We start from the raw sequence: 26043 nt of genomic DNA, 5'->3' as shown, positions 1-26043 counted from the left end.
CACGGCCTCGGATGCTCCAATTCGAAGCGTGAGCGAACGACTCGAGGCGAACCGGCTGCGCCGCAGCCTGGACCTGCGCGACCTGGTGGTCTACGGTCTGCTCTTCATCGCGCCGATGGCGCCGGTCGGGATCTTCGGGGTGCTGGAGGCCCGGAGCCACGGCGCGGTCGCCACGGTCTACCTGGTGGCGACCGTCGCGATGGGTTTCACCGCCTCCTCGTACGCGCAGATGGTGCGCGCGGTGCCGCAGACCGGATCGGTCTTCGCCTACGCCCGGGCCGGGCTCGGCGAACTGCCGGGGTTCGTCGCCGGCTGGATGGCGATGCTCGACTACCTGCTGATCCCGGCGGTCGCCTACCTCTTCTCGGGGATCGCGCTGCACTCCCTGGTGCCGGGCGTGTCACGGTGGGCCTGGACCGTGCTGGCGGTGCTGGTGACCACCGCGCTCAACCTGTCCGGGGTGCGGACGGCCGCCGCGGTGGGGTTCGGGGTGCTGGCGATGGAGCTGGCGGTGCTGGCGGTCTTCGTGCTCGCCGCGATCGTGGTGCTGGCCGCGAACGGGACCGTCCGCCCGGTGCTGGCGCCGCTGGTCGGCGTCAGCGGCTTCTCGGTGCCCGCGGTACTGGGCGCGGTGAGCGTGGCGGTCCTCTCCTACCTGGGGTTCGACGCGATCGCCTCGTTCGTGGAGGAGGCGGTGGGGGCCTCGGCGGCGGTGGCCCGGGCGGTACTGCTCTGCCTGGCGCTGGCCGGCGGGCTCTTCGTGGCGCAGACCTACCTGGCCGCGCTGCTGGAGCCGCTCACCCCGGAGCAGCTGGCCGAGCAGCCGGCCGCGCAGGGATCGGCCTTCTACGACACGGTGGACACCGCTGTGGGGCCCTGGCTGCACGTCCTGGTGGCGGTGAGCAAGGCGATCGGGGCGGCCTTCGCGGCGCTGGCCGGGCAGGCGGCGGCCGGGCGGCTGCTCTTCGCGATGGGCCGCGAGGGACGGCTGCCGCGGTGGCTGGCGGCGGTGGACCGGGCCTCCGCGGTGCCGCGCCGGGCCCTGCTCGCGGCGGCCGTGGTGACGCTGGGCGCGGCGGGCTGGGCGGCCGGGCGCTCCGACGGGCTGGACCGGCTGACCTCGGTGGTGGACATCGGCGCGCTGAGCGCGTTCACGCTCCTGCACGCCTCGGTGATCGGCTGGTACACCGTCCGGCACGGCTCGCCGGACCGGCTGCGGCACCTGCTGGTGCCGCTGCTCGGGATCGCGGTGATCGCCGCCGTGGTGTTCGAGGCCTCGCCCAGCGCGCAGCTGGTGGGGGCCTGCTGGCTGGCGGTCGGGATCGCGGTGGCGACGGTGCAGTACGGGCGGCGCCGGACTGTCGGCGGCCACCGCTAGCCTCGTACGCATGGCCAACCCGAGCTCCCCCGAAGCCCCGATCCCGGTCGCCAAGGTCTCCGCGCTGATCGGCGGCTGGATCGACCGGCTGGGGGCGGTGTGGGTGGAGGGCCAGATCACCCAGCTGAGCCGGCGGCCCGGCATGCAGTTCCTGACCCTGCGTGACCCGGACCACGACGTCTCACTGAGCGTCACCTGCTTCCGCTCGGTGCTGGAACCGCTCGCCGACACGCTGCGCGAGGGCTCCCGCGTGCTGGTGCACGCCAAGCCCGAGTGGTACGCCGCGCGCGGCACGCTCTCGCTGCGGGCCACCGAGATCCGGCTGGTCGGGTTGGGCGAGCTGCTGGCCCGGCTGGAACTGCTCAAGCGCCGGCTGGCCGAGGAGGGCCTGTTCGCGGCCGAGCGCAAGCGCGCGCTGCCGTTCCTGCCGCACTGCGTCGGGCTGGTCACCGGCCGGGCCTCGGCCGCCGAGCGGGACGTGCTGGAGAACGCCCGGCGGCGCTGGCCGGCGGTCCGCTTCGAGGTGCGCAACGTGCCGGTGCAGGGCAACCAGTCGGCGGAACGGGTGATCGCGGCGGTCCGCGAGCTGGACGCCGACCCCGAGGTGGACGTGATCATCGTGGCCCGCGGCGGCGGCAGCGTGGAGGACCTGCTGCCCTTCTCGGACGAGGCGCTCTGCCGCGCGGTGGCCGCGGCCCGGACGCCGGTGGTCAGCGCGATCGGGCACGAGCCGGACCAGCCGCTGCTGGACCTGGTGGCCGACCTGCGGGCGTCGACCCCGACCGACGCGGCCAAGCGGGTCGTCCCGGACGTCGGGGAGGAGACGGCCCGGGTCCGCCAGCTGCGCGACCGGGCCCGGCGGTCGGTGGTCGGGCTGGTCGAGCGGGAACGGGCCGGTCTGGCGGGGGTGCGCAGCCGGCCGGTGCTGGCCGCGCCGGAGCGGCTGCTGGCCGAGCGGGAGCAGGAGCTGACGGCGCTGACGGCGCGCTCGCGGCGGTGCCTGGGGCACCAGCTGGACCGGGCCGAGTCCGACCTCGGGCACACCCTGGCCCGGGTGGTGGCGCTCTCCCCCGCCGCCACGCTGGAGCGCGGCTACGCCGTGCTGCAGCGCGCGGACGGCGCGGTGGTGACCGATCCGGCGCAGGTGGCGGCCGGCGAGCGGCTGCGCGCCCGGGTCGCCCACGGCTCGCTGACGGTGACGGCGGAGGACTAGGGCGGGCCCTGGCGGCGCGGCGAACCGCCCGGCGCTGTCGGCCCCGGCCCGTAGGCTGGCGGCATGGCAGACGAGGACGGGCAGCACCCCACCACCAGCGCCGCGACCGACCCGGCGGCGGACGACGCACTGGGCTACGAGCAGGCCCGGGACGCGCTGCTGGACGTGGTCCGGCGCCTGGAGACCGGCGGCATCACGCTGGAGGAGTCGCTCGCACTGTGGGAGCGCGGCGAGCAGCTGGCCAAGGTCTGCCAGCGCCGGCTGGACGGCGCCCGGGCCCGGCTGGACGCGGCGCTCGCCGCCGAGCAGGCCGAGCAGGGCGAGCGGACCGCGGCCGACGGCGACCAGCGCGACTAGACCCCCACGACTGTGACGCGGCTCACCTCGCCTTGAGGAACAGTTGAAAATTCACCTATGTTGTCAGGTAACGAGCGGCACCCCGGCCGCCCTTCCCGACAGCACTGAGGTGTAGCACCCATGACCACCGCCAACGACGCGCTCGTCCTCGACGCCGCGGCCCAGGACCTGCTCTTCCGCGAGGCCCGGACCGCCAACACCTTCACCGACGAGCCGGTCACCGACGAGCAGCTCCAGGCCATATACGACCTGGTCAAGTACGCGCCGACCGCGTTCAACCAGCAGCCGCTGCGCGTCGTCCTGGTCCGCTCCACCGAGGCCCGCGAGCGCCTGGTGGCCCAGATGTCGGACGGCAACAAGGCCAAGACCAGCACCGCCCCGCTGGTCGCCATCCTGGCCGCCGACAACGAGTTCCACGAGGAGCTGCCGACCCAGTTCCCGGCCTTCCCGGCCGCCAAGGACGTCTTCTTCTCGGAGCGCTCGGCCCGCGAGGGCTCGGCCCACTTCAACGGCTCGCTGCAGGTCGGCTACTTCATCATCGGCGTGCGCGCCGCCGGCCTGGCCGCCGGCCCGATGACCGGCTTCAACGCCGAGGGCATCAACAAGGAGTTCTTCGGCGACGGCGAGCACTCGGTGCTGGCCGTGGTGAACATCGGCAAGCCGGGCGCGGACGCCTGGTACCCGCGCTCGCCGCGACTGGCCTACGACGAGGTCGTCACCACCGTCTGAGCCGACCCGCACACCACGATGGCGGGGACCCCACCGGGGTCCCCGCCATCGGCGTGTCGGCGGCTCAGTGCAGCGCGGCGGCCAGCTGGGCCAGCTCGTCGTAGGAGGCGCTGCCGGTGACCACCGTGGTGGCCGTGCCGGTCGGCTCGGTCAGGCCGCGGTAGGAGTCGCCCTGGTAGCGCTCCCACTGCTTGCCGTCCACGGTCGCGCTGCCGTCCGGCTGGTAGCCGGGCACCACGGTGGCCAGCACGACGTCCTTGGCCGCGTCGCTCTGCTCGAGAGCCGCGTACTTGCCCTCCGGGGTGACGAAGCCCAGGTGCCAGGTGGCGATGCCGCTGTTCCCGGCCGGCGGCGTGTACTGCACCGAGGTGGCCCGCCAGCCGGCCGGCAGCCCCTGCGGGGCCAGCAGCGGGTAGGGCGCGGCGCGCTTCGCCGAGCTGTACGACGAGCTGTAGTCCACGACCCGCACCGGATCACTCGCCGAGTGCGGGATGAACAGATACGCCACCAGGGCCACACCACCGACGGCGAGCATCGACAGGATCATGTCCCGTACGGTCTGCCGGCCTCTCATGCCACCTTTGCCTGCCACCCCCACATGGTGACCCATCGCGCCCCACGACCCGGCACCCGGGGTGGCCGTCAAGGGGGGAACCACCCCAAACCGGCACAGAACCACTGGTGGCCGGGACCTGCGGCACAGACAGTCATCCCGTACACCGATACGATCGGATGACCCTCATCGCAGCGCTCGACCAGACAGTAGTCGATCGCTCACTGGCCGTCGCGTACAGAGAGGTATCGACGATGACCGCGCAGTATCCCTCCCATCTCCCGCGAGCCCTGGAGGTCGCCCCCGAGGCGCCCGACCGGAACCTCGCCCTGGAACTCGTCCGGGTGACCGAGGCAGCGGCCATGGCGGCCGGCCGCTGGGTCGGCCGTGGCGACAAGAACGGCGCCGACGGCGCGGCCGTGAAGGCCATGCGCACCCTCGTCTCCACCGTCTCGATGAACGGCGTGGTCGTCATCGGCGAGGGCGAGAAGGACGAGGCCCCGATGCTCTACAACGGCGAGCGGGTCGGCGACGGCACCGGCGCCGAGTGTGACGTCGCGGTGGACCCGGTGGACGGCACCACGCTGACCGCCAAGGGCATGAACAACGCCGTCGCCGTCCTGGCGGTCGCCGACCGCGGCACCATGTTCGACCCCAGCGCCGTCTTCTACATGGACAAGCTGGTGGCCGGCCCCGAGGCCGCCGACTTCGTCGACATCACCGCCCCCGCGGGGGTCAACATCCGCCGGGTCGCCAAGGCCAAGGGCAGCGCCGTCGAGGACGTCACCGTGGTGGTCCTGGACCGCCCGCGCCACGACGGCCTGGTCCGCGAGATCCGCGAGGCCGGCGCCCGGATCAAGTTCATCTCGGACGGCGACGTGGCCGGCGCGATCATGGCCGCCCGCGAGGGCACCGGCGTCGACCTGCTGATGGGTGTCGGCGGCACGCCCGAGGGCATCATCGCGGCCTGCGCGATGAAGTGCATGGGCGGCGTCATCCAGGGCCGGCTGTGGCCCAAGGACGAGGCCGAGAAGCAGAAGGCGCTGGACGCCGGGCACGACCTGGACCGGGTGCTCACCACCGACGACCTGGTCAGCGGCGAGAACGTGTTCTTCGTCGCCACCGGCATCACCGACGGCGAGTTGCTGCGCGGCGTGCACTACCGCCAGGAGACCGCCACCACCAGCTCGCTGGTGATGCGCTCGAAGAGCGGCACGATCCGGCGGATCGACTCCACCCACAAGCTGTCCAAGCTGCGGGCCTACAGCGCGATCGACTTCGACCGCGCGAACTGACGACGCCGGCCGGCGGGCCGGGCGCGGCGGACCGGGCGAACCCCGGGAGCCGCGCTCAGCCCGCTATCCGGCCGTGCTCGGCCGCCAGTCGGTCGGCCACCCGGGGCGCCTCGCGCAGCTCGCCGTCCCGACGGCGGCGCCGGGAGAGCACCACCCGGCGCTCGGCCGCCGTCAGCCCGCCCCAGACCCCGTACGGCTCCGGCTGGGCCAGCGCGTGCTCGCGGCACTCCAGCAGCACCGGACAGCGGGCGCAGACCTGCTTGGCCTGCTCCTCCCGGGTCAGCCGGGCCGCGGTGGGCTCCTTGGACGGCGCGAAGAACAACCCGGCCTCGTCCCGGCGGCAGGCCGCGCCGGTGTGCCAGGGGTTGTCCTCCAGCTGGTCGAGCCGGACACCCCCGGATTCCCGCCGCTGCGGGGCGGCGGCGATACGGACGACAGCGGTGGTGCTGGGCTCGATCGGGTGCAGCACGGCGACTCCAGACACAGGCTCGGGGAAGACTCGCGTCAACTGCCCGGCTACGCGACGCGGGCGCCCCGCGCGGTGGTGCGACCGCAGCCGTTCAGGAAACGATGTGCGAGAGGAACTACCCCGCGCCATCCCGGTTCATGCACACGGTAGGCGCCCGGACACCGTCTGCACTCGCCCAACCGCGAGCACTGGTGGTCGAGTTGACGGAACGTGAGGCTCCGGCTGGCCGACCCTCAGCCGCCGATCTGCCGGCGCACCCAGTCGGTCAACTTCTTGCCCTTGCGCGGCTTGGCCTCGCAGCCGCCGAAGACGGCCGCACCCTTGACCCGGACCACCGGCGCGTACGGGTCGTCGGCCGTCTGCTCACGCACCGTGAAGCCGCCGAAGATCCCCGCGCCACTGCCGACGAGGCTCACGTTCTCCGGGACCTTGATCTCCACGCCGCCGAAGACCGCGCTCACCTCGATCACCACCTCGGGCGACTCGAAGACCGCGTCGCTGAGGTCCAGCTCCACCCCGCCGAAGACCGCCACCACCTTCAGGTGCGAGCCGACCCGCCAGCGCCCCTTGCGGGTCACCCCGCCGAAGACCGCCACCGCGGTCGGGCTCTCGTTCCGGGCCGCCGGCAGTGGCGGGCCGGCCGGGGACGACCCGGGGGCCGGGTGAGCCGCCGACATCGACGGGTGGCTCGGCAGGTCGCGGGTGAGCGGGGCCAGCTCGCCCAGGGTCTTGGCGGCGTAAGCCGCGTCGATCCGCTCGGCGTGTTCCTCGGTACTGAGTCGACCCTCGGCGAAGGCGTCGCGCAGCAGCTCGACGATCCGTTCCCGGTCGGCGTCGGAGGCGCGCAGCTCGGCGGGAGCCACCGGCTCCGCGGCGCGCTTGCTCATTGGTACGGGCTGGCGGTCGGCCGGATCCTGTGCCGGGGTGTTGTCCACGGCCCAAGCCTAGCCAGTCCGGCAAGTCACGAACGAGTGTTCTCCCGGTACGAAGTGAGCCCCGTCACGCAGGCTCACCTGCCCGCACGGGCCCGCCCCCCGGCGTTCTACGCTGGAGGGCGCTTCGCCGACGCAGCCGATTCCACCCCGTGAAGGACCATCGATGGCAGCCACGCCAGACTTCGCCTACTCCGACCTCCTCCCGCTCGGGGCCGACCCCACCCCGTACCGCAAGCTGACCTCCGAGGGCGTCAGCACCTTCGAGGCCGGCGGGCGGCGCTTCCTGCAGGTCGAGCCGGAGGCGCTGCGGCTGCTCACCGCCGAGGCGATGCACGACATCGCGCACTACCTGCGACCGGCCCACCTGGCCCAGCTGCGCCGGATCCTGGACGACCCGGAGGCCAGCCCGAACGACCGCTTCGTGGCACTGGACCTGCTGAAGAACGTCAACATCTCGGCCGGCGGTGTGCTGCCGATGTGCCAGGACACCGGCACCGCGATCGTGATGGGCAAGCGCGGCCAGTCCGTGCTGACCTCGGGCGGCGACGAGGCCGCGATCGCCCGCGGCGTCTTCGACGCGTACACCAAGCTCAACCTGCGCTACTCGCAGATGGCCCCGCTGACCATGTGGGACGAGAAGAACACCGGCTCCAACCTGCCGGCGCAGATCGAGCTGTACGCGACCGACGGCGACGCGTACAAGTTCCTCTTCATGGCCAAGGGCGGCGGCAGCGCCAACAAGTCGTACCTGTACCAGGAGACCAAGGCGATTCTCAACGAGAAGAGCATGCTGGCCTTCCTGGAGCAGAAGATCCGCTCGCTGGGCACGGCCGCCTGCCCGCCGTACCACCTGGCGATCGTGGTCGGCGGCACCAGCGCCGAGTTCGCGCTGAAGACCGCCAAGTACGCCTCCGCGCACTACCTCGACCAGCTGCCGACCTCCGGCGACGCGGCCACCGGCCACGGCTTCCGCGACCTGGAGCTGGAGGCCAAGGTCTTCGAGCTGACCCAGAAGATCGGCATCGGCGCCCAGTTCGGCGGCAAGTACTTCTGCCACGACGTGCGGGTGATCCGGCTGCCGCGGCACGGCGCCTCGCTGCCGGTCGCGATGGCCGTCTCCTGCTCGGCCGACCGCCAGGCGCTCGGCAAGATCACCGCCGAGGGCGTCTTCCTGGAGCAGCTGGAGACCGACCCGGCGAAGTACCTGCCGGAGACCACCGACGCCCACCTGGACGACGCGGTGGTCAGGATCGACCTCAACCAGCCGATGGCGCAGATCCGTTCGGAGCTGTCCAAGCACCCGGTGAAGACCCGCCTGTCGCTCACCGGCACCCTGGTGGTGGCCCGCGACATCGCGCACGCCAAGATCAAGGAGCGGCTGGACGCGGGCGAGGGCATGCCGCAGTACCTCAAGGACCACCCGGTCTACTACGCCGGCCCGGCCAAGACCCCCGAGGGCTACGCCTCCGGCTCGTTCGGCCCGACCACGGCCGGCCGGATGGACTCCTACGTCGACCAGTTCCAGGCCGCCGGTGGCTCGATGGTGATGCTCGCCAAGGGCAACCGCTCCAAGCAGGTCACCGACGCCTGCGCCAAGCACGGCGGCTTCTACCTCGGCTCGATCGGTGGCCCGGCCGCCCGGCTCGCCCAGGACTGCATCAAGAAGGTCGAGGTGCTGGAGTACGCCGAGCTGGGCATGGAGGCGGTCTGGCGGATCGAGGTCGAGGACTTCCCGGCCTTCGTGGTGGTCGACGACAAGGGCAACGACTTCTTCACCGAGGCCACCGACACGGCTCCGCTGATCACCAACATTCCGGTGCGCTCGGCGCAGTAGCGGCGCGCGAATGCCGAACGTCCCGCGCCGGAGACTCCGGTGCGGGACGTTCGGTTTGCCTCGGACGGCGTGTCACGGACTCGGCGTGATCAGGCCAAGCGGCCGGGTCGGGCCGTCGTGCAGCGGCTGGGCCTGGGCCGGCACGGTCGGCACGACCTCCTCCTCAGTGCCATTGGCGGTCACGGCCTGCGTCACCGCGTCCGTCACTTGCTGGTCAACGGCCTGCGCGGACGCGGGGGCCGCGATCGTCCACGCTCCCGGCTCCTCGGAAGCAGTAGTCGAGTTCTCGTTTTCGGCCATTGCGGGTGCCTTTCCAGTCGTGACACGCAGCCTCCGCCCGGCTGGGACCAGTCGGACTGAAGGACAGTATTGTAGGAATCGTTAAATGTCTTATAAACAGCCCTCCCCATGCTCACTCTGTCGGCCGCACCCCGTCCCAGCTGCGCTGATGTCCAACTGAGCACGGAGGGCCATACTTTGCAGGTGAATTACCGCCACCCTCGGGGGATCTCATGGAGCTTCAGGTAACGCCGCACAGCGATGTGCTGCGCTTCCAGGTGCTCGGTCCGGTCCAGGCCTGGCGCGGTGAGCAGGCGCTGGCCCTCGGATCCCCGCAGCAGCAGGCGATCCTGACCTCGCTGCTGCTGCGCCGCGGACGGCCGGTCACCACCCAGGAGTTGGTGGACGATCTGTGGGGCGACCGGCCGCCGCCACAGGCGGTCGCCGCGCTGCGCACCTACGTCTCCCGGCTGCGCTCGGTCATCGAGCCGGACCGCGAGGTCCGCAAGCCCGCCGAGCTGCTGGTCTCGGTCCGGGACGGCTACGCGCTACGCGTGTCCGCGGCCGCCCTCGACCTGGCGGTCTTCGACGCCCAGGTCGCCGAGGCGACCAAGGCCCGGCAGAACGGCGACCCGGCGGCCGCGCACCGACTGCTGCTCTCCGCACTCACCCTGTGGAGCGGTCAGCCACTGGCCGGGATCCCCGGACCGTACGCGGACGCGCAGCGGCTGCGGCTCGGCGAGCGCCGGGTGGCAGCGCTGGAGGAGCGCTTCGCGACGGCGCTCGACACCGGCCTGCACGCCGAGGTCACCGCCGAGTTGAACTCGCTCGCCACCGAACACCCGCTGCGCGAGCGGCTGCGCGAGCTGCTGATGCTCGCGCTCTACCGCAGCGGCCGGCAGGCCGAGGCGCTCAGCGTCTACGCGGCCACCCGGAAGCTGCTGATCAACGACCTCGGCGTGGAGCCCGGCGCCAGCCTCGCCGCCATGCACTCGCGGATCCTCTCCGCCGACCCGACACTGATGTACGCCCCGCCGGAGCCGCCCCCGCCGGCGGCCGAGAGTGGAGCACTCGCGCCGCCCACCCCGCCAGCCCAACTCCCGGCCGACGTCTCGGACTTCAGCGGCCGCACCGAACTGGTCGGCGAGCTGCGGGCGGTCCTGCAACGCGCCTCCGGGCAGGCCGTGGTGGTCACCTCGCTGGCCGGCATCGGCGGTGTCGGCAAGACCACCCTCGCGGTGCACGTGGCACACAGCGTCCGCGCCGAGTTCCCGGACGGGCAGCTCTACGTGGACCTGCGCGGGGCCGGTGCCACTCCGGCCGACCCCGCGGTGGTGCTCGGCGACTTCCTCTACGCGCTGGGCTCCGGCGAGCCCCCGGAGTCGTTCGAGCAGCGGGTCGCGCTCTACCGCTCGCTGCTGGCCGAGCGCCGGATGCTGATCATGCTGGACAACGCGCACGACGTCGAGCAGGTCGCCCCGCTGATTCCCGGCGTGGCCGGCTGCGCGGTGCTGGCGACCAGCCGCTCCCGGCTGGCCGGGCTACCCGGCGCGCACTTGGTGGACGTCGAGGAGCTGAGCCCCGAGGAGGCGCTCGAACTCTTCGCGGCGATCGTCGGCCGGCGCCGGATCGAGGCCGAGCCGGAGGCCGCCCTGGCCGTGGTGAAGGCCTGCGGATTCCTGCCGCTGGCGGTCCGGATCGCCGCCGCCCGGCTGGCCAGCCGGCCGCGCTGGAGCGTCTCGGACCTGGCCCGGCGGTTAGCGGACCAGCGGCGCCGGCTGGACGAGCTGCAGCTGGGCAACCTGGCGGTGGAGACCACCCTCGGGCTCGGCTACGGCCAGCTGCAGCCCGAGGAGGCCCGGGCGTTCCGGCTGCTGACCTCGGTGGACAGCCCCGACCTGCCCCTGCCCGCGGTGGCCGCACTGCTCGGCAGCTCCGAGGAGCGCGCCGAGGAGCTGGCCGAGGCGCTGGTCGAGGCCAACATGCTGGAGTGCTTCAGCCCCGGCCGCTACCGCTACCACGACCTGCTGCGGCTCTTCGCGCGCAAGCAGGCCGAGAAGACGCATGCTCAGGAGGACGAGCAGGCCGGGCTGCTGCGGCTGCTCGACCTGCTGCTCGCGACCCTGCGCAACGCCGCGCAGACCCTGGAGCCGGACGACCTGCTGGCCGAGGCGCTGCACCACCCCGAGCACCCCGGGATCCGCTTCGAGAGCACCGCCACGGCCCGCGGCTGGCTGCGCACCGAGTTCCCACTGCTGCTGGCCACCATCGAGCGGACCGGCGCCGGCACCGACTCCGCAGAGCTGATGCGCCGCGGTATCGACGTGCTGATCACGCTCCGCTCGCTGGTCGAGGAGCGGCTGCACGGGGACCGGATCCAGCAGATCCTGGAGGCCGCCGAGCGCGGCGCGCTGACCCAGGCCGATGACCAGGCAATCGCCCGAGTACGCTTCGCGGTCGGCGTGGCCCGCCACATGGCCGGCGACTACCCCGGCTCGGAGGCCGCCCTGCGGGAGTGCCTGGAACTGCTGAGCCGGACCGAGACGCCGATCCTGCGGTCCACAGTAGCCAGCCTGTTGGGCACCGTCCTGGTCGCCACGAGCCGCCCGGAGCAGGCCCTGCTCACCTTCGGCGAGGCGCGCGACATCCTCCGCAGCCTGGCCGCCAAGAGCAGCGAGGCGCGCGTGCTGGGCAACATGGCCAGGGCTCACCTCGCCTTGGGGCAGCGGGAGTTGGCGATCGAGTCGGCCGAGGCCGCGCTGGCCACCGCACGGCCCTCCGGCAACGCCTACTGCATCACCGACTCGCTCTACCAACTTGGCGTCGTGCTGGGCTCGGTGGGCTCGCCCGCGCAAGCTGCGGTGCATTTGTTGGAGGCGCGCCAGCGCTATCAGGAGCAGCAACAGCCCTTCTGGGAAGGCCTTTCACTGGCCCGGTTGGCGGGCTGCCTGCTGAAGGCCGGCCGGGCCGACGAGGCCGCGCTGGCCGCCGCGGAGGCGGAGCCGATCGCCCAGGAGGTGGAGAACGCCTATCTGCAGGGCCTGGTGGCGGCCGCCTCCGGCGAGGCGCTGCTCCGGCTCGGCGACCGGACGGTCGGCCTGGACCGGCTCCGCGCGGCCCTCGGCATCTTCACACGGCTCGGTGTGCCCGAGGCCCGGCACGTCCAGGACCTCATCGACGATCAGCACACCGAGCCTCCCGCCACCCCCGCGCCGTGATGCCGGGATCCCCCGTGGCTCCCGGTATCGGTGGTGCCGGGAGCCCCCGTGACTCCCGGACCCACCCACCCGGAGGCTCCCCGTCGGCCTCCGGCTCCCCCGTGTTGCGGAAAGCGCTTGTTCCCCCCGGAAGAGTGGTGACCCCGCAGCCCCCCGGCTGCGGGAGCACCTCTCTGCGCTTCCCCGGCGCTGAGAAGACTCTGACACCCGGCGATTGACGTTCGATAAACGAGATCTCGGCGGGCCCGTGGGCCGGTCGCGCGGCGTGCGGTGGGCCGCGCACCCCCCTCACCCACCCCATCGTGCTTCGATGTGCCGGGCATATTCATCCGATCAGCCAGGAGTTGGCCGGAAACCGACTGCGCACCGCTCTGATCACGCATATTCTCAGAGGCCGGATGGCTGATGCGGGGCTGATCGGCGCACGCCGATCGATATCCGGACAGTGGTATGGACCGGAGCGGGTGAGGAGACGCGGGACACCGCGGGACGCGGCGAGCGGGACACCGCGGTCGTGGGCAGCGGCCGGTGGCCAGGGGAAAGGTGCCTCTCAATCGTGACGACGGGACAGATATCAGGGCCCGCCCCGGGCGTGACTCCGGGCCGGACGGCCGGGGTGCCGAAGGCCGACCACGGCACCGGCGATCCGAGCCGCCGCCTCACCGCCACCGGGCCACTGCCCGGCCCCTCCCGCCCCCACGACCGGTAAGAACAGGCAGCCGTGCGCGACCATCCGATCCCCCAGGCCGGCCGCCCGCCCGCCGTGCCGCCCCCGCGCCGCCCACCGCCCCGGCGGCCGGGCCCGCCGGCCGTCCCGCTCAACCTCCGGGTCCGCCGGGCCCTGGACGAGCGGATGGCCTACCTCAACGACGCCACCCGGCTGATCAACGGCAGCCTGGACCCGGCCGGCCCGGTCCGCGGCCTGGTCCGGGTGCTGGTCCCGGCGCTGGCCGACGCCGCCCTGGTGCACCTGCGCGAGCCGGCCCCGGCGGGCGGGCGGGACCGCAGCCGCCCACCCGGCGCACTGCGGCTGCACCGGGCCGAGGGCACCAGGCTGGGCCGCGGCCGTCCGACGGTGACCGCCGCGCCGGGCGGGGCACTGGCCGCGACGCTGCGTCAGCAGGCCCCGGTCGGGCCGCTGGTGCTGGGCGACCCGGACGGCGAGCGGCTGCGCCCGCTCTTCGCCGAGCTGTACGGCCCCCGGGCGCTGCGCGCGCTGGCCCCCGGCACCGCGCTGCTCGCACTGCCGCTGCACGGGCGCGGCGCGGTGCTCGGGCTGCTGGTGCTGGTCCGCCGCCCCCAGCGCGACGCGGGCGTCCCCGCCCACTTCGACAGCGCCGACAGCCACACCGCGGCCCAGCTCGCCACCGTGGCCGGCCTCGCGCTGGACACCGCGCTGCGCTACACGCGGGAGTCGGAGATCGCCGACCGGCTGCAGCGCAGCATGCTGCCCGCCCGCCTGCCGCAGCAGTACGGCGTCCGGCTGGCCCACCGCTACCTCCCGGGCGAGAGCGACGCCCAGGTGGGCGGCGACTGGTACGACGCCGTCCCGCTGCCGGGCAACCGGATGGCGCTGATCGTCGGCGACGTGATGGGCCACTCGCTGACCTCGGCGGCGGTGATGGGCCAACTGCGGACCAGCGCGCAGACCCTGGCCGCACTCGACCTGCCACCGCACGAGGTGCTCTACCACCTGGACGAGCAGGCCCAACGGCTCGGCCGCGAGCAGCACCTGGCCACCTGCGTCTACGCGGTCTACGACCCGATCGCCAACCGGATCGTGGTCGCCAACGCGGGCCACATGCCACCCGCGCTGGTCCACCCGGACGGCCGGGCCGAGCTGCTCGACCTGCCGGCCGGCGCGCCGATCGGCGTCGGCGGGGTCGACTTCTGCTCCACCGAGCTGCCCGCACCGCCCGGCTCGGCCCTGCTGCTCTTCACCGACGGCCTGGTGGAGTCCCGACGCCGGCCGATCACCGACGGGCTGGAGCGGCTGCGGGCCCGGCTGACCGACGCCCACCAGCACTCGCCCGAGCAGCTCTGCCACGAGGCGCTGCGGATCCTGCCACCGGGCGACCGGGCCGACGACATCGCGCTGCTGGCCGCGGCCTTCGACGGGATCCCGGCCGAGGACGTCGCCTTCTGGTACCTGCAGCCACGGCACGAGACCCCGGGCCGGGCCCGCCGGCTGGCCGGCCACGCGCTGCGCCGGTGGGGGCTGGAGCCGCTGGCCGAGAGCGCCGAGCTGATGGTCAGCGAGCTGGTCACCAACGCGATCCAGCACGCCACCCGGCCGGTCACGCTGCGGCTGGTGCGCACCTCGCTGCTGCGCTGCGAGGTGGGCGACGACAGCCCGCAGCTACCCCGGCGCCGGCAGGCCGGGCCGCAGGACGAACGGGGTCGGGGGCTGCAACTGGTCGCCCGGATCGCCGAGCGCTGGGGTGCCACCCGGCTCGGCGGCGGCAAGGTGGTCTGGTTCGAGCAGCGGCTGCCCTGAACCCGGCTCAGCGGACCAGCCGGACCGGCAGGTCCGCGAGCACCGCCCGCAGCGACTCGGCGAACCGGTCGTACTCGGCGGCGCGGGCCGAGCCGGGCCGGGTGGCCAGGCCGATCCGCCGCCCCGGCGCGGGCTGGGCGAACCGCACCGAGGCCAGCCGCCCGGTGCGCCCGGCCTCCACCTCCAGCGCGGTGGCCGGCAGCAGGGTGACCCCGAGGCCGCCCGCCACCAGCTGCACCAGGGTGCCGAGGCCGGCCGCCCGGGTGGTGCCGCCCGCCTCGGCGCCGACCTCGCGGCAGAGGTCCAGCGCCTGGTCGCGCAGGCAGTGGCCCTCCTCCAGCAGCAGCACGTCCAGGTCGAGCAGCACCTCCCGGGGGACGTCGGTGCGCCCGGCCAGCTCGTGCTCGGGCGGGGTGACCAGCACGAAGTCCTCGTCGAACAGCGGGATGTCGCGGGTCGGCGGCGAGCCTCCGCCGGGCAGCGCGAGCAGCAGCAGGTCGAGCCGGCCGGCCGCCAGGCCGTCCAGCAGCGCGGCGGTACGCTCCTCGTGCACGTGGAGCTCGAGCTCGGGGTAGCTGTCCCGGACCAGCCGCAGCACCGTGGGCAACAGGTAGGGCGCGACGGTGGGGATCACCCCGAGGTGCAGCGGGCCGGTGAACGGGCGGCGGGCCGCCTCGACCTCCTCGGTCAGCTCGGTCAGCGCGGCCAGCACCCGGCGGGCGTGCCCGGCCACGCGCCCCCCCAAGGGGGTGATGATGACCTTGCGCGTCGTACGCTCGACGAGCTGCGCGCCGAGCGACTCCTCCAGCGCGGCGACCGCGCCGGAGAGCGCCGGCTGGCTGGTGCCGATGGCCGCCGCGGCCTCTCTGAAGTGCAGGTGTTCAGTCACCGCCAGGAAGGCCCGGAGCTGGGCGACGCTGGGGGTGCGGGGCTTGGGGTTCTGGGTACTGATAGCTCTCTCCGATCAGAGAGAACGAGTCTAGCTATTTCCCTGATCAGTGTGCGTCATGGCACGGTTGATCACGTTCCGGCCGTCGAACCACAGGCGCCCGGGCTCACTCCCCTCAGCATCCAAACCAGGAGAAGCGAACGTGCTCACGATCGGTGACAAGTTCCCCGAGTTCGACCTCAAGGCCTGCGTGGACCTCGACGCCGCGAACGCCTTCGCCGACATCAACCACAAGTCCTACGAGGGCAAGTGGAAGATCGTCTTCTTCTGGCCGAAGGACTTCACCTTCGTCTGCCCGACCGAGATCGCCGCGTTCGGCAAGCTGAACGAGGAGTTCGCGGACCGCGACGCGCAGATCCTGGGCGTCTCCGGCGACTCCGAGTTCGTCCACCACGCCTGGCGCAAGAACCACGCCGACCTGCGTGACCTGCCCTTCCCGATGCTGGCCGACATCAAGCACGAGCTGATGCAGGCCTGCGGCGTCCAGGCCGAGGACGGCACCGCCCAGCGCGCGGTCTTCATCGTGGACCCGAACAACGAGATCCAGTTCGTCATGGTCACCGCCGGCTCGGTCGGCCGCAACCCGCAGGAGGTCCTGCGGGTGCTGGACGCCCTGCAGACCGACGAGCTCTGCCCGTGCAACTGGAGCAAGGGCGAGGACACCCTGGACGCTGCCGCCCTGCTGGCCGGCTGACCATGGCGCTCGACGAACTGAAGGCCGCGCTCCCCGAGTACGCCAAGGACCTCAAGCTCAACCTGAGCGCCCTGATCGGCAACTCGACGCTGCCCGAGCAGCAGCTCTGGGGCACCGTGCTCTCCTGCGCGATGGCCACCGGCAGCAAGGCCGTGCTGAGCGAGCTGGAGCCGCAGGCCAAGGAGATCCTCTCCGAGCAGGCGTACAACGCGGCCAAGGGCGCCGCCGCCATCATGGCGATGAACAACGTCTACTACCGCACGGTGCACCTGCTCTCCGACAAGGAGTACGGCAACCTGCGGGCCGGACTGCGGATGAACTTCATCGCCGCGCCCGGCGTGGAGAAGCTCGACTTCGAGCTCTGGTCGCTGGCGGTCTCCGCGATCAACGGCTGCGGCATGTGCCTCGACTCGCACGAGCAGGTGCTGAGCAAGGCCGGGGTCTCGCGTGAGACGATCCAGGCCGCGTTCAAGATCGCTGCGGTGATCCAGGCCGTGGCGTCCGTGCTGGACGCCGAGGCCCAGCTGGTCTGACCTGACCCGGCTCCGTCCGAGGCCCCCGCTCCCCGGAGCGGGGGCTTCGGCGTGCCAGCAGCTCCAGCCCGGCCACCGCCTCCGGCCCGAAGACCAGCGCCGCCCGCGGCGCCCCGCGCAGCCGCAGCATCGCGTAGAGGACGTCGGCGAACGGCTGCACCGCCAGCGCGTGGGCGACCGCGGCCGCCTCGGCCTGCTCGTCCAGCGCCTCCAGGTGGGCCAGGTCGCGCAGCATCGAGCGGCAGCGCACGTACGCCTGGGCCCGGCCGCGCTCCAGCACCGGGCGGTCCAGCCCGAAGATCTGGATCGTCTCGCGGCCCTTGGGCGAGCGCGGGCGGTAGGCGCCGGTGGCCAGCACCAGGTCCAGGTGCTCGGCGGGCTCGTCGGCGGTCGGGTCGATCAGGAGCGGCTCGCCGTGCCGGTCGGTCGGGTAGAGGTCGCGCTTCTGGTTGCTGTTGCAGAACGCGCAGGCCCAGAGGTGGTTCAGCCAGTCGAAGGCGCGCATCGGCGCCATCGCGATCGGCTGGAAGTGGTCGATGCTGGTGCCCTCGCTGTCCCCGCAGTACATGCAGCGGGACAGCCCGGAGGCCATCGCGACCAGGTGCACGCTCAGCTCCCGGCGCACGGTCCGGCTGTCGCGCCACAGCTCGCGCGCCCCGCCGCCCCGGTCGGCCAGCCGCTCGGTCCGGGCGGCCAGCCGGGCGGCCAGTTCCTCGGGCAGTTCCCCGCGCTGGAGCGGGATCACCCGCGCCGCCCGAGCCGGGCCGAGACCTCGTCCACCCGGGCGGAGAGCGAACTCATCAGCTTCTCGCTCAGCTCCTGGTACTCGGCCAGCTCCTCGTCGCTGGAGTCGCCGGCCAGCACCCGCCCCTCGATGTCGCCGAGTCGCCGCCGGGCGTCCTCGGCCTGCTCCGAGTAGGGCGACTCCAGGCCGAACAGCTCGGAGAGCACCGCGTCGTCGCCGCTGCCGTAGACGATCCGGCGGTGCAGTTCCTCGCCGACCGGCTGCGGCGGGAAGTCCTCGTCCGCCCCCGCTACCCGGATCAGCCCGCCCGGGTCGGCCGCCTGGCAGATGTACGGGCTGTGGGTGGAGACGATGAACTGCACGCGGGGGAAGTGCGCCTTCAGCCACGGGCCGATCCGCTGTTGCCAGCTGACGTGCAGGTGGGCGTCGACCTCGTCGATCAGCACCACGCCGGGCAGCGTGATCGCGCCCGACCCGTCCAGCGGCAGGCTGCCGTAGGCGGACTGGAACTGCCGGACCAGGTCGAGCACCAACGCCGCCACCGTGCGGTAGCCGTCGCTCATCTCCCGGAGTGGGAAGTCGGGCCCGTCGACCTGCTGGTCCTCGGCACCCCGTCCGGCCCGGCGGACCCAGAGTCCGTCCGAGTCCACGCGGGAGACCGCGAAGCCGTCCGGCAGCAGACCGTCCGAGAGCAGCGCGGTCACCACGTCCAGCGCCTCCTGCGCCCCGGGGCGCCCCTCCAGGCGGCGGACGTGCTGGTCGACCAGCCAGGAGACGCCCTCGGCGAGCGAGGCCTCCTCGTGGAACAGGGTGGCCAGCCGGCCGACCGGACCAGCCGAGAGCATCAGCCGCTGGCTCTCCCCGAAGCCGCCGAGCAGCCGGCGGAACGGGCCGTAGCCGGCGAAGAACCAGCCGCGCGGGTTCTCCGCCCAGGGCCCGCGCTCGGGGTTGGTCGAGCCGAAGGCGGTCAGCTCCGGGCGCGGGCCCGGGCCGAACGGCGCGAACCCGGGCAGGCCGTAGCCGGCCGGTGCGGCCCCCGGCGCCGGCAGCCGCCACTCCAGCCCGAGCCGCAGGTCGTACTTGGGCGCCTTGCCGCTGCCCGCCAGCCGGTCCACCGTCCAGTCCGGCCGGACGAAGGCCTGCACCCAGCCGGTGCTCTCCCCCGCCGTGATCCACCCGGAGAAGTCGCTGACCAGGCTGCGGGCCACCGCCGGGCCGCCGAGCGCCAGCGCCAGCGCGCGCAGCAGCGTGGTCTTGCCGGAGCCGTTCCGCCCGGCCAGTACCGTCCAGCCGGCCTGCGGAAGCTCCAGCTGCCGTACCTCGCGGGCCGGCGTGAAACCGCGGATGCCCGAGATGCCCAGCCTGGTGACATACATGACGCCACTTTAGGAGTCGGCGGGGGCCTCCGGGGAGTGCTCGTGCAGAACCGCCGCCTCCTGGGCCGCCTCCAGCGCGACGAACACCTCGTGCCCGGCCGCGTTGCGCTGCCGCAGGTAGCCGACCACCGTGTTGGTCACCGCGATCAGCGGCACCGCCACGATCGCCCCGCCGATCCCGCCGATGATCGACCCGGACGCGACGCCGAGCACCACGCCCAGCGGGTGCACCCGGACCGCCCGGCCCAGGATCAGCGGCTGCAACAGGTGTCCCTCGATCTGCTGGACCGCCACCAGCACCACCAGCACCATCCCGGCGGTGTACACGTCCTTGGTCACCAGCGCGATCAGCACCGCCAGCGTGCCGGTGACCAGCGCCCCGACCAGCGGGACGAACGCCCCGAGGAAGATGATCACCGCCAGCGGCATGGCCAGCGGCACGCCGAGCAGTTGGATCCCGATCCCGATGCAGAGCGCGTCGATGAAGGCGACGAAGACCGTGCCCCGGACGTACGCGGTGAGCGTCGCCCAGGCCTTCGGCCCGGCGCCGGCCATCGCGTAGCGGGACTGCCGGGGCAGCCCGCGCAGCGCCCAGTTCCAGATCCGCGCGCCGTCGTAGAGCAGGAAGAAGGTGGTGAAGATGGTCAGCAGCACCCCGGTCAGCACCTCGATGGCGATGCTCACCCCGGTGAAACCGAGCGAGGTGATCTGCTGCGAGTTGTTGCCGATCGCGGTCTGGATCTGGTGGGTGAACTGGGTGATCTGCTGGGGCGTCACGTGCATCGGGCCCTTGACCAGCCAGTTGTGCAGGGTCTCGACACCCGTCTGGGCCCGCGCGGAGACCGCCGAGATGTTGGTGGTCACCTGCCAGACCACGAACCAGCCGACCAGCCCGATCCCGGCCAGCCCGGCCAGGAAGGTGCCGGCCGCGGCGAGCGAGCGCGGCACCCCGTGCCGGCGCAGCCAGGAGACCGTGGGTTCGAGCAGCGCCGAGATCAGCAGGCCGGCCAGCACCGCGAAGGCGACCAGCCGCAACATGTCGACCACGTCGAAGATCACGTAGAGCACGGCGCCGAGCAACAGCAGTCGCCAGGCCGACTCGGCGGCGACCCGCAGGCCCCACGGCACCGCGTCGGCCGGCTTGGCGGGCCGGCCGAGGTGCGAGTCACGGACCGGCGGCGACTGGTAGCCGGCGGGCGCGGCGGCCCGCGGCGCGGGGACCGGCTCCGGTGGTACGGGCTCGGCCACGATGGCGGCGCGTCGGCGCTCCTCCAGCCCGGCGGCGGCCCGGGCCGCTATCGACGAGGTCCCCGCGGCCAAGGCTCTGATCGCCTTGAGTCCCCGCTCACCGCGTGCCATCCCGGTCCGTCCTCCCGATCGCCATCCTGGTCACCCAGGCAGGGCACCCGGGGATGACGCTACCCGGGCCCGGGGCCGATCATGGCAGCGGGCCCCAAAACCGCGTGGCCCCCGGCCTGGGGGCCGGGGGCTGGCACGGTATGACGGTTTCGAGGCCGGTCGGCCGGACCTAGTACCAGCTGTGCGCCTGCCAGAACGACCAGGCGTCGCAGGGGCTGCCGTAACGGCTGTTCATGTAGCCGAGCCCCCACTTGATCTGGGTGGCGGGGTTGGTCCGCCAGTCCGCGCCGGCCGAGGCCATCTTGGAGCCGGGCAGCGCCTGGACCAGACCGTAGGCGCCGGAGCCGGCGTTGGTCGCCTGGTAGTTCCAACCGCTCTCGCGCGTGACGATGTTGCTGAAGCACTGGAACTGGGTGCTGTCGCCGATCATCTGCTGCGCGATGGCCTGGACCGAGCCCGGGCTGACCGAGATCGTCGGGGCCGAGTCGGAGGAGGCGGAGTCGTCCGTGGCGGACATCGCGGACTTGGCCTTGGCCGCGGCGGCGGCCTGGGCCTGCGCCTGGGCCTGTGCGGCAGCGGCGGCCTGGGCCTGCGCCTGGGCCTGCGCGGCGGCCTTGTCCGCGTCGGCCTTCGCCTGCGCGTCGGCTGCCGCCTGCACCCGAGCGGCCTCCTGGGCGGCCTTGGTGGCCGCCGCGTCGGCCGCCACCTGCTGCGCGGTGGCCTGGGCGGTGAAGTTGTCGCTGATGGTCTGTGCCTGGGCGGCTGAGGGAACGTCGGCGAGCAGGCTGGCGCCCGCGACGTCGACCGCCTGGGGGGTCGCGCCCTCGCTGCCCGAGGCCACGCCCACCACGGCACCGACGGCGGTGACGGCGGTGGCGGAGGCCACAGCGACTCCCCGGACCGAGATCCGAGTCACATGGTTTCCTTCCAGCGTCGCCCACGCGTGACCGTGCGGGCGCAACATGCCCCTGGTCGCTGGCCTCCACCTGTGCTGGTCACGGGAGGCACGGGCCCGGCGTCCACTCCGGCGAGGCCGGTGCGGACGAGGAAATCGGGCGGCGTACGGTCCTGCGATATTCAGTTGTCAGCCAACAGCCGGTCCGTACGCGGGGCCTGACAGAACCCACACCATGCCGCAAGCGGACGCGCCAGCGCAATTCCCGGTTGCGTGGCGAAGCTCACATCCTTCGCCCGGGCGCGAGTTGGGCCGCCACTGGGTCAACTGCGGTGCGATGTCATGACGATCCGCCCGCGATCGGCCAGAACGCCGAAGACGGACGGATCGTTCGTATCCCACCACCCGACCCGCTAGGGCTGGATGTCCTCCAGCATCTCGGTCACCAGAGCGGCGATCGGGGAGCGCTCGGAGCGCGTGAGGGTGATGTGCGCGAAGAGCGGGTGCCCCTTCAGCTTCTCCACTACGGCGACCACGCCGTCGTACCGACCGACCCGCAGGTTGTCCCGCTGGGCGACGTCGTGGGTGAGCACCACCCGCGAGCCCTGGCCGATCCGGGAGAGCACCGTGAGCAGCACGTTCCGCTCCAGCGACTGGGCCTCGTCGACGATCACGAAGGCGTCGTGCAGCGATCTGCCCCGGATGTGGGTGAGCGGCAGCACCTCCAGCATCCCGCGGGAGATCACCTCCTCGATCACCGCCGGGGTGGTGACCGCCCCGAGGGTGTCGAAGACCGCCTGGGCCCAGGGGCTCATCTTCTCCGACTCGGAGCCCGGCAGATAGCCGAGCTCCTGGCCGCCGACCGCGTACAGCGGCCGGAACACCATCACCTTGCGGTGCTGCCGGCGCTCCAGTACCGCCTCCAGGCCGGCGCAGAGCGCCAGCGCGGACTTGCCGGTGCCGGCCCGGCCACCGAGCGAGACGATGCCGACCTCGGGGTCGAGCAGCACGTCCAGGGCGACCCGCTGCTCGGCGCTGCGGCCGCGCAGCCCGAACGCCTCGCGGTCACCGCGGACCAGCCGGACCCGGCCGTCCACGGTCACCCGCCCGAGCGCCCGGCCGCGCTCCGAGCTGAGCACCAGTCCGGTGTGGACCGGGAGCTCCTCGGCACCGTCGACCTCGAGGGCGGCCTCGTGCGGCGCGCTGAACAGCGCGTCCACCTGATCGCCGGAGACGGGCAGTTCGGACATTCCAGTCCAGCCGGAGGTGATCGCCAGCTCGGCGCGGTACTCCTCGGCGAGCAGCCCGACCGCGCTCGCCTTGATCCGCATCGGCAGGTCCTTGGAGACGACCGTGACGTCGTACCCCTCCGCCTGCAGGTTGCGGGCGACCGCCAGGATCCGGGTGTCCGCCTCCCCGCCGCCGAGCCGGTAGCCGGCCGGGAGCAGCGAGGTGTCGGAGTGGTTCAGCTCGACCCGGATCGAGCCGCCGATCTCACCGACCGGGATCGGCTCGTCCAACCGGCCGTACCGGATCCGGTAGTCGTCGAGCAGGCGCAGGGCCTGGCGGGCGAAGTACCCCAGCTCGGGGTGGTGCCGCTTGGCCTCCAGCTCGGTCACCACGACCACCGGGAGGACCACCTCGTGCTCCTCGAAGCGCGTCATGGCGAGCGGGTCGGCCAGGAGCACACTGGTGTCAAGGACGTACGTGCGCCGGTCTGGTGTCCGGCGGCTCTTGGAACTGACCACTAGGCCTCCAGGGCGGGCGACCCTGCGTCACCCGCGGCTCACCGGCCCCCGCGACCCCGTTGGTGCCAGGGTGCCGGTCTGCCATGTCTATTCCCTGACGGCGGGTCGGGCATGCCCGGCCAGGCGAACTCCGAGATCACTCCGGATGAACGTTTGTCCACGCCGGCGCCGGGGGTAGGGGGCGACGGAAGGTCAGCCGCCGTAGCGGCGGTGCCGCTCCTCGTAGGCGCGCAGCGCGCGCAGGAAGTCGACCTTGCGGAAGGCCGGCCAGTAGGCCTCGCAGAAGTAGAACTCGCTGTGCGCGCTCTGCCAGAGCAGGAAGCCGGAGAGCCGCTGCTCACCCGAGGTGCGGATGACCAGGTCGGGGTCGGGCTGGCCCTTGGTGTAGAGGCGCTCGGCGATGTGCTCGACGTCGAGGATCTCGGCCAGCTCCTCGATCGTGGTGCCACGCTCGGCATGCTCCTGCAGCAGCGAGCGGACCGCGTCCGCGATCTCGTGCCGGCCGCCGTAACCGACGGCGACGTTGACGGTGATGCCCTCCAGGTGCTCGGTGGCGGCCGCGGCACTCTTCAGGATCTCGGCGGTCTTCGGCGGCAGCACATCGAGCGTGCCGATCGGGTTGACCTTCCACTTCTGGGCGTCGGCGAGACCGGTCACCGCGTCCTCGATGATCCGCAGCAACGGGACCAGCTCGTCCGCCGGGCGGGAGAGGTTGTCGGTGGAGAGCATCCAGAGGGTGACCACCTCGATCCGGGTCTCGTCGCACCAGCCGAGGAACTCCTTGATCTTGTCGGCGCCGCGCTGGTGACCGAAGGCGGTCGAACCGCCGGCCGCCTTCGCCCAGCGGCGGTTGCCGTCCATGATCACGCCGACGTGGTGCGGGGTGCGCCCGAGATGGGCCTCGACCCGCTGACCGTAGAGGTTGTACATGCCGCCCAGCAGGGTGCGCAGACCCGGCGTGCGGTCGACGACATCGCGCAGACCCATGACGTTCAGCCCCTCCGAGCTCGTACCCCCTGGCCCTGGCACTCTCCGCGCTGGGTCCGGAGGAAGCCTACTCCGGCGGTGCAGTCGACGGGAAAGCAGCAGGTGGGGATGGTGTGGAGCCGTCGTCGCGAGAACGCCGGACGGACACGGCGAGGTCTCCGGATCCTCAAGGGCGGGTAAAGGCGGGCGACCGCTCCTTGACGCTCGGCATTGGTCTAGTCCAACTTGTTCGACACGTGGTTGGACGGCCAACCACCCTCGCTCCCGGGCGTCTTCCCGCGCCGTTCCCTCCTCCCCCACCCGGAGCCGCCGCGCCCCCACCGCGGCGGCTCCCCCTCCTCCTCCAGGAGAAACCCCATGGACCGTACGGTCGTCTCCCCCGCCCACCGCCGACGCCGGCGCGTCCTGCCGGCGCTCACCGCCGGCTCCACCGCGCTCGTGCTGGCCGGCGCCGGCCTGGCGCTCACCGCCGGGCCGGCCGGCGCCGCGGTGGGCGACCTGGTGGCCAACGGCGGTTTCGAGACCGGCACCCCGGCCGGTTGGAGTTGCACTGGCAGCGCGAGCGCGGTCTCCACGCCGGTGCACTCCGGCTCCTACGCGCTACAGGGCGTGCCGACCGGCGCGGACACCGCGCAGTGCGGCCAGACCATCGCGGTCCAGCCCAACTCCACGTACACGCTGGCTGGTTGGGTGGAGGGCCCGTACGTCTACCTGGGCGCGAGCGGAACCGGTGGGACGGACCCGAGCAGCTGGTCGGACCAGACCGGCTGGAACCAGCTGAGCAGCACCTTCACCACCGGGGCCGGCACCACCAGCGTCACGGTGTACGTGCACGGGTGGTACGGACAGGGCACGTACGGCGCGGACGACATCACGCTGACCGGACCGGGCGGATCCGGAACGCCCACGCCCACCCCGACGCCGACGCCCACACCGACCCCGACACCAACGCCCACGCCCACGCCCACGCCGACCAGCGCTCCCCCGTCGACCGGCCTGCCCAAGCACCTGCTGACCGGCTACTGGCAGGACTTCGACAACGGCGCCACCGACCAGAAGCTCGCCGACGTGCAGAGCGCCTACGACATCATCGCGGTCTCCTTCGCCAACGCCGACCCGACCAAGCCCGGCGGCATCACCTTCGCCCTCGACCCGACCCTCGCCACCAACCTCGGCGGCTACACCGACGCCCAGTTCAAGGCCGACATCGCCGCCAAGCACGCGGCCGGCAAGAAGGTCGTCCTCTCGGTCGGCGGCCAGAACGGCGCGGTCACCGTCGCCGACGCCAGCTCCGCCGCCAACTTCGCGAGCAGCGCCTACGCGTTGATCCGGCAGTACGGCTTCGACGGCATCGACATCGACCTGGAGAACGGCGTCAACCCGACCTACCTGGCGCAGGCCCTGCACACCCTGGCGGCCGAGGTCGGCCCGGGCTTCGTCCTCACCATGGCCCCGCAGACCATCGACATGTACAACACCAGCGGCGACTACTTCCAACTGGCGCTCGCCACCAAGGACATCCTGACCGTCGTCAACACCCAGTTCTACAACTCCGGTGGGATGAACGGCTGCGGCGGCAAGGTCTACAACCAGGGCACGGTCGACTTCATCACCAGCCAGATCTGCACCCACATCGAGGGCGGCCTCGACCCGTCCCAGGTCGGCATCGGCGTGCCGGCCTCCGCCAGGGCGGCGGGCGGCGGTTACGTGAACTCCACGGTGGTGGACGACGCGTTGGACTGCCTGGCCACCGGCACCCACTGCGGCAGCTTCGTCCCGCCGGCCAAGTGGCCCACCATCCGCGGCGCGATGACCTGGTCCACCAACTGGGATGCCGCGGGCGGCGACGACTTCTCCACCAACGTGGGCGCCCACGTCCACGCCATGCCCTGACTCCGGCCGCGGCACTCCGGCCGCGGGGGGGGGGGCGGGGGGGGGGGGGGGGCGGGGGGGGGGGGGGGGGGGGGGGGGGGGGGAAGGGGGGAGGGGAGGGGCCACGC

At 72.8% G+C, this 26043-nt stretch carries 22 protein-coding genes; 11 read left to right on the top strand and 11 right to left on the bottom strand.

Annotation, left to right across the window (positions count from 1 at the left end; translation table 11 throughout):
* The first annotated feature begins 28 nt into the window (after positions 1 to 28).
* The 4 genes from ACZ38L_RS13090 to ACZ38L_RS13075 all read left to right on the top strand — a co-directional run bounded on the left by ACZ38L_RS13090 (position 29) and on the right by ACZ38L_RS13075 (position 3677).
* Positions 29 to 1378, top strand: a complete 1350-nt coding sequence (locus ACZ38L_RS13090; RefSeq protein WP_465692191.1) for an APC family permease — start codon at positions 29 to 31, stop codon at positions 1376 to 1378.
* Between the two features lie 10 nt (positions 1379 to 1388).
* On the top strand, positions 1389 to 2591 hold the full coding sequence (gene xseA, locus ACZ38L_RS13085) for an exodeoxyribonuclease VII large subunit (RefSeq protein ID WP_465692189.1): 1203 nt from the start codon (positions 1389 to 1391) through the stop codon (positions 2589 to 2591).
* 63 nt (positions 2592 to 2654) lie between these two features.
* Positions 2655 to 2948, top strand: a complete 294-nt coding sequence (locus tag ACZ38L_RS13080; protein ID WP_465692187.1) for an exodeoxyribonuclease VII small subunit — start codon at positions 2655 to 2657, stop codon at positions 2946 to 2948.
* 120 nt (positions 2949 to 3068) lie between these two features.
* Entirely contained in the window at positions 3069 to 3677 is a 609-nt protein-coding gene (locus ACZ38L_RS13075; RefSeq protein ID WP_465692185.1) for a malonic semialdehyde reductase, read from the top strand.
* Positions 3678 to 3741: 64 nt separating this feature from the next.
* Here ACZ38L_RS13075 and ACZ38L_RS13070 read toward each other — a convergent pair whose 3' ends face one another.
* Positions 3742 to 4251: a DUF4245 domain-containing protein gene (locus ACZ38L_RS13070; protein WP_465692183.1), complete on the bottom strand. Its 510-nt coding sequence runs from the start codon at positions 4249 to 4251 to the stop codon at positions 3742 to 3744.
* Positions 4252 to 4484: 233 nt separating this feature from the next.
* On the opposite strand from ACZ38L_RS13070, the gene glpX reads away from it, so the two are divergent.
* Positions 4485 to 5525 (top strand): class II fructose-bisphosphatase, encoded by a 1041-nt coding sequence (glpX, locus tag ACZ38L_RS13065; protein WP_465692181.1) that lies wholly within the window; start codon positions 4485 to 4487, stop codon positions 5523 to 5525.
* 55 nt (positions 5526 to 5580) lie between these two features.
* Here glpX and ACZ38L_RS13060 read toward each other — a convergent pair whose 3' ends face one another.
* The gene (locus tag ACZ38L_RS13060) at positions 5581 to 5994 is read right to left on the bottom strand and encodes a WhiB family transcriptional regulator (RefSeq protein ID WP_465692179.1); all 414 of its coding nucleotides are present in this window, start codon (positions 5992 to 5994) and stop codon (positions 5581 to 5583) included.
* 233 nt (positions 5995 to 6227) lie between these two features.
* Positions 6228 to 6929: a DUF1707 SHOCT-like domain-containing protein gene (locus ACZ38L_RS13055; RefSeq protein ID WP_465692177.1), complete on the bottom strand. Its 702-nt coding sequence runs from the start codon at positions 6927 to 6929 to the stop codon at positions 6228 to 6230.
* A gap of 163 nt (positions 6930 to 7092) precedes the next feature.
* Here ACZ38L_RS13055 and ACZ38L_RS13050 point away from each other — a divergent pair, with 163 nt between their 5' ends.
* Positions 7093 to 8763, top strand: a complete 1671-nt coding sequence (locus tag ACZ38L_RS13050) for a fumarate hydratase (RefSeq protein ID WP_465692175.1) — start codon at positions 7093 to 7095, stop codon at positions 8761 to 8763.
* A gap of 72 nt (positions 8764 to 8835) precedes the next feature.
* Here the strand turns inward: ACZ38L_RS13050 and ACZ38L_RS13045 are convergent, their stop codons facing one another.
* Positions 8836 to 9063, bottom strand: a complete 228-nt coding sequence (locus tag ACZ38L_RS13045; protein WP_465692173.1) for a hypothetical protein — start codon at positions 9061 to 9063, stop codon at positions 8836 to 8838.
* A 212-nt stretch (positions 9064 to 9275) separates the two neighbouring features.
* Here ACZ38L_RS13045 and ACZ38L_RS13040 point away from each other — a divergent pair, with 212 nt between their 5' ends.
* Both ACZ38L_RS13040 and ACZ38L_RS13035 read left to right on the top strand, forming a co-directional pair.
* On the top strand, positions 9276 to 12260 hold the full coding sequence (locus ACZ38L_RS13040; protein WP_465692171.1) for an AfsR/SARP family transcriptional regulator: 2985 nt from the start codon (positions 9276 to 9278) through the stop codon (positions 12258 to 12260).
* Positions 12261 to 12981: 721 nt separating this feature from the next.
* Positions 12982 to 14757, top strand: coding sequence for a SpoIIE family protein phosphatase (locus ACZ38L_RS13035; protein ID WP_465692169.1), 1776 nt, complete (start codon positions 12982 to 12984; stop codon positions 14755 to 14757).
* A 7-nt stretch (positions 14758 to 14764) separates the two neighbouring features.
* On the opposite strand, the gene ACZ38L_RS13030 is transcribed toward ACZ38L_RS13035, so the two are convergent.
* The gene (locus ACZ38L_RS13030) at positions 14765 to 15646 is read right to left on the bottom strand and encodes a LysR substrate-binding domain-containing protein (protein WP_465692167.1); all 882 of its coding nucleotides are present in this window, start codon (positions 15644 to 15646) and stop codon (positions 14765 to 14767) included.
* Between the two features lie 202 nt (positions 15647 to 15848).
* Here ACZ38L_RS13030 and ACZ38L_RS13025 point away from each other — a divergent pair, with 202 nt between their 5' ends.
* Positions 15849 to 16400 (top strand): peroxiredoxin, encoded by a 552-nt coding sequence (locus tag ACZ38L_RS13025; protein WP_465692165.1) that lies wholly within the window; start codon positions 15849 to 15851, stop codon positions 16398 to 16400.
* A gap of 2 nt (positions 16401 to 16402) precedes the next feature.
* Entirely contained in the window at positions 16403 to 16933 is a 531-nt protein-coding gene (gene ahpD, locus ACZ38L_RS13020) for an alkylhydroperoxidase, AhpD family (protein WP_396557942.1), read from the top strand.
* Here ahpD and ACZ38L_RS13015 read toward each other — a convergent pair.
* The 6 genes from ACZ38L_RS13015 to ACZ38L_RS12990 form a co-directional block, all read right to left on the bottom strand.
* Positions 16869 to 17678: an HNH endonuclease family protein gene (locus tag ACZ38L_RS13015; RefSeq protein WP_465692163.1), complete on the bottom strand. Its 810-nt coding sequence runs from the start codon at positions 17676 to 17678 to the stop codon at positions 16869 to 16871. The two genes, ahpD and ACZ38L_RS13015, sit on opposite strands and share 65 nt — an antisense overlap.
* Positions 17675 to 19054, bottom strand: coding sequence for an AAA family ATPase (locus tag ACZ38L_RS13010; RefSeq protein WP_465692161.1), 1380 nt, complete (start codon positions 19052 to 19054; stop codon positions 17675 to 17677). Before ACZ38L_RS13010 ends, ACZ38L_RS13015 begins: the two co-directional genes overlap by 4 nt.
* Positions 19055 to 19063: 9 nt before the next feature.
* A complete protein-coding gene (locus ACZ38L_RS13005) occupies positions 19064 to 20413 on the bottom strand; it encodes an AI-2E family transporter (RefSeq protein WP_465692159.1) in 1350 nt (449 codons plus the stop codon).
* Between the two features lie 169 nt (positions 20414 to 20582).
* A complete protein-coding gene (locus ACZ38L_RS13000; RefSeq protein WP_396557950.1) occupies positions 20583 to 21329 on the bottom strand; it encodes an aggregation-promoting factor C-terminal-like domain-containing protein in 747 nt (248 codons plus the stop codon).
* A 392-nt stretch (positions 21330 to 21721) separates the two neighbouring features.
* Positions 21722 to 23056 carry a PhoH family protein gene (locus ACZ38L_RS12995; RefSeq protein WP_396557952.1) on the bottom strand — a complete coding sequence of 445 codons (1335 nt, stop codon included), beginning with the start codon at positions 23054 to 23056 and terminating at the stop codon, positions 21722 to 21724.
* 192 nt (positions 23057 to 23248) lie between these two features.
* The gene (locus ACZ38L_RS12990; RefSeq protein ID WP_465692157.1) at positions 23249 to 24043 is read right to left on the bottom strand and encodes an isoprenyl transferase; all 795 of its coding nucleotides are present in this window, start codon (positions 24041 to 24043) and stop codon (positions 23249 to 23251) included.
* Positions 24044 to 24400: 357 nt separating this feature from the next.
* On the opposite strand from ACZ38L_RS12990, the gene ACZ38L_RS12985 reads away from it, so the two are divergent.
* Entirely contained in the window at positions 24401 to 25936 is a 1536-nt protein-coding gene (locus tag ACZ38L_RS12985; RefSeq protein ID WP_465692155.1) for a chitinase, read from the top strand.
* The last annotated feature ends 107 nt before the right edge of the window (positions 25937 to 26043 follow it).

It is taken from the genome of Kitasatospora sp. NPDC024654, assembly GCF_055559155.1.
Note: the sequence above shows the minus strand (reverse complement) of the source record. Positions and strands in the feature narration are given on the sequence as shown.

Excerpts from the sequence above, each read along its gene's own strand:
- ACZ38L_RS13005 (WP_465692159.1), bottom strand. The coding sequence starts at position 20,413 with ATGGCACGCGGTGAGCGGGGACTCAAGGCGATCAGAGCCTTGGCCGCG.
- ahpD (WP_396557942.1), top strand. The coding sequence starts at position 16,403 with ATGGCGCTCGACGAACTGAAGGCCGCGCTCCCCGAGTACGCCAAGGAC.
- ACZ38L_RS12985 (WP_465692155.1), top strand. The coding sequence starts at position 24,401 with ATGGACCGTACGGTCGTCTCCCCCGCCCACCGCCGACGCCGGCGCGTC.
- ACZ38L_RS13070 (WP_465692183.1), bottom strand. The coding sequence starts at position 4,251 with ATGAGAGGCCGGCAGACCGTACGGGACATGATCCTGTCGATGCTCGCC.
- ACZ38L_RS13045 (WP_465692173.1), bottom strand. The coding sequence starts at position 9,063 with ATGGCCGAAAACGAGAACTCGACTACTGCTTCCGAGGAGCCGGGAGCG.
- xseA (WP_465692189.1), top strand. The coding sequence starts at position 1,389 with ATGGCCAACCCGAGCTCCCCCGAAGCCCCGATCCCGGTCGCCAAGGTC.
- ACZ38L_RS13080 (WP_465692187.1), top strand. The coding sequence starts at position 2,655 with ATGGCAGACGAGGACGGGCAGCACCCCACCACCAGCGCCGCGACCGAC.
- ACZ38L_RS13040 (WP_465692171.1), top strand. The coding sequence starts at position 9,276 with ATGGAGCTTCAGGTAACGCCGCACAGCGATGTGCTGCGCTTCCAGGTG.
- ACZ38L_RS13010 (WP_465692161.1), bottom strand. The coding sequence starts at position 19,054 with ATGTATGTCACCAGGCTGGGCATCTCGGGCATCCGCGGTTTCACGCCG.
- glpX (WP_465692181.1), top strand. The coding sequence starts at position 4,485 with ATGACCGCGCAGTATCCCTCCCATCTCCCGCGAGCCCTGGAGGTCGCC.
- ACZ38L_RS13075 (WP_465692185.1), top strand. The coding sequence starts at position 3,069 with ATGACCACCGCCAACGACGCGCTCGTCCTCGACGCCGCGGCCCAGGAC.
- ACZ38L_RS13050 (WP_465692175.1), top strand. The coding sequence starts at position 7,093 with ATGGCAGCCACGCCAGACTTCGCCTACTCCGACCTCCTCCCGCTCGGG.
- ACZ38L_RS12990 (WP_465692157.1), bottom strand. The coding sequence starts at position 24,043 with ATGGGTCTGCGCGATGTCGTCGACCGCACGCCGGGTCTGCGCACCCTG.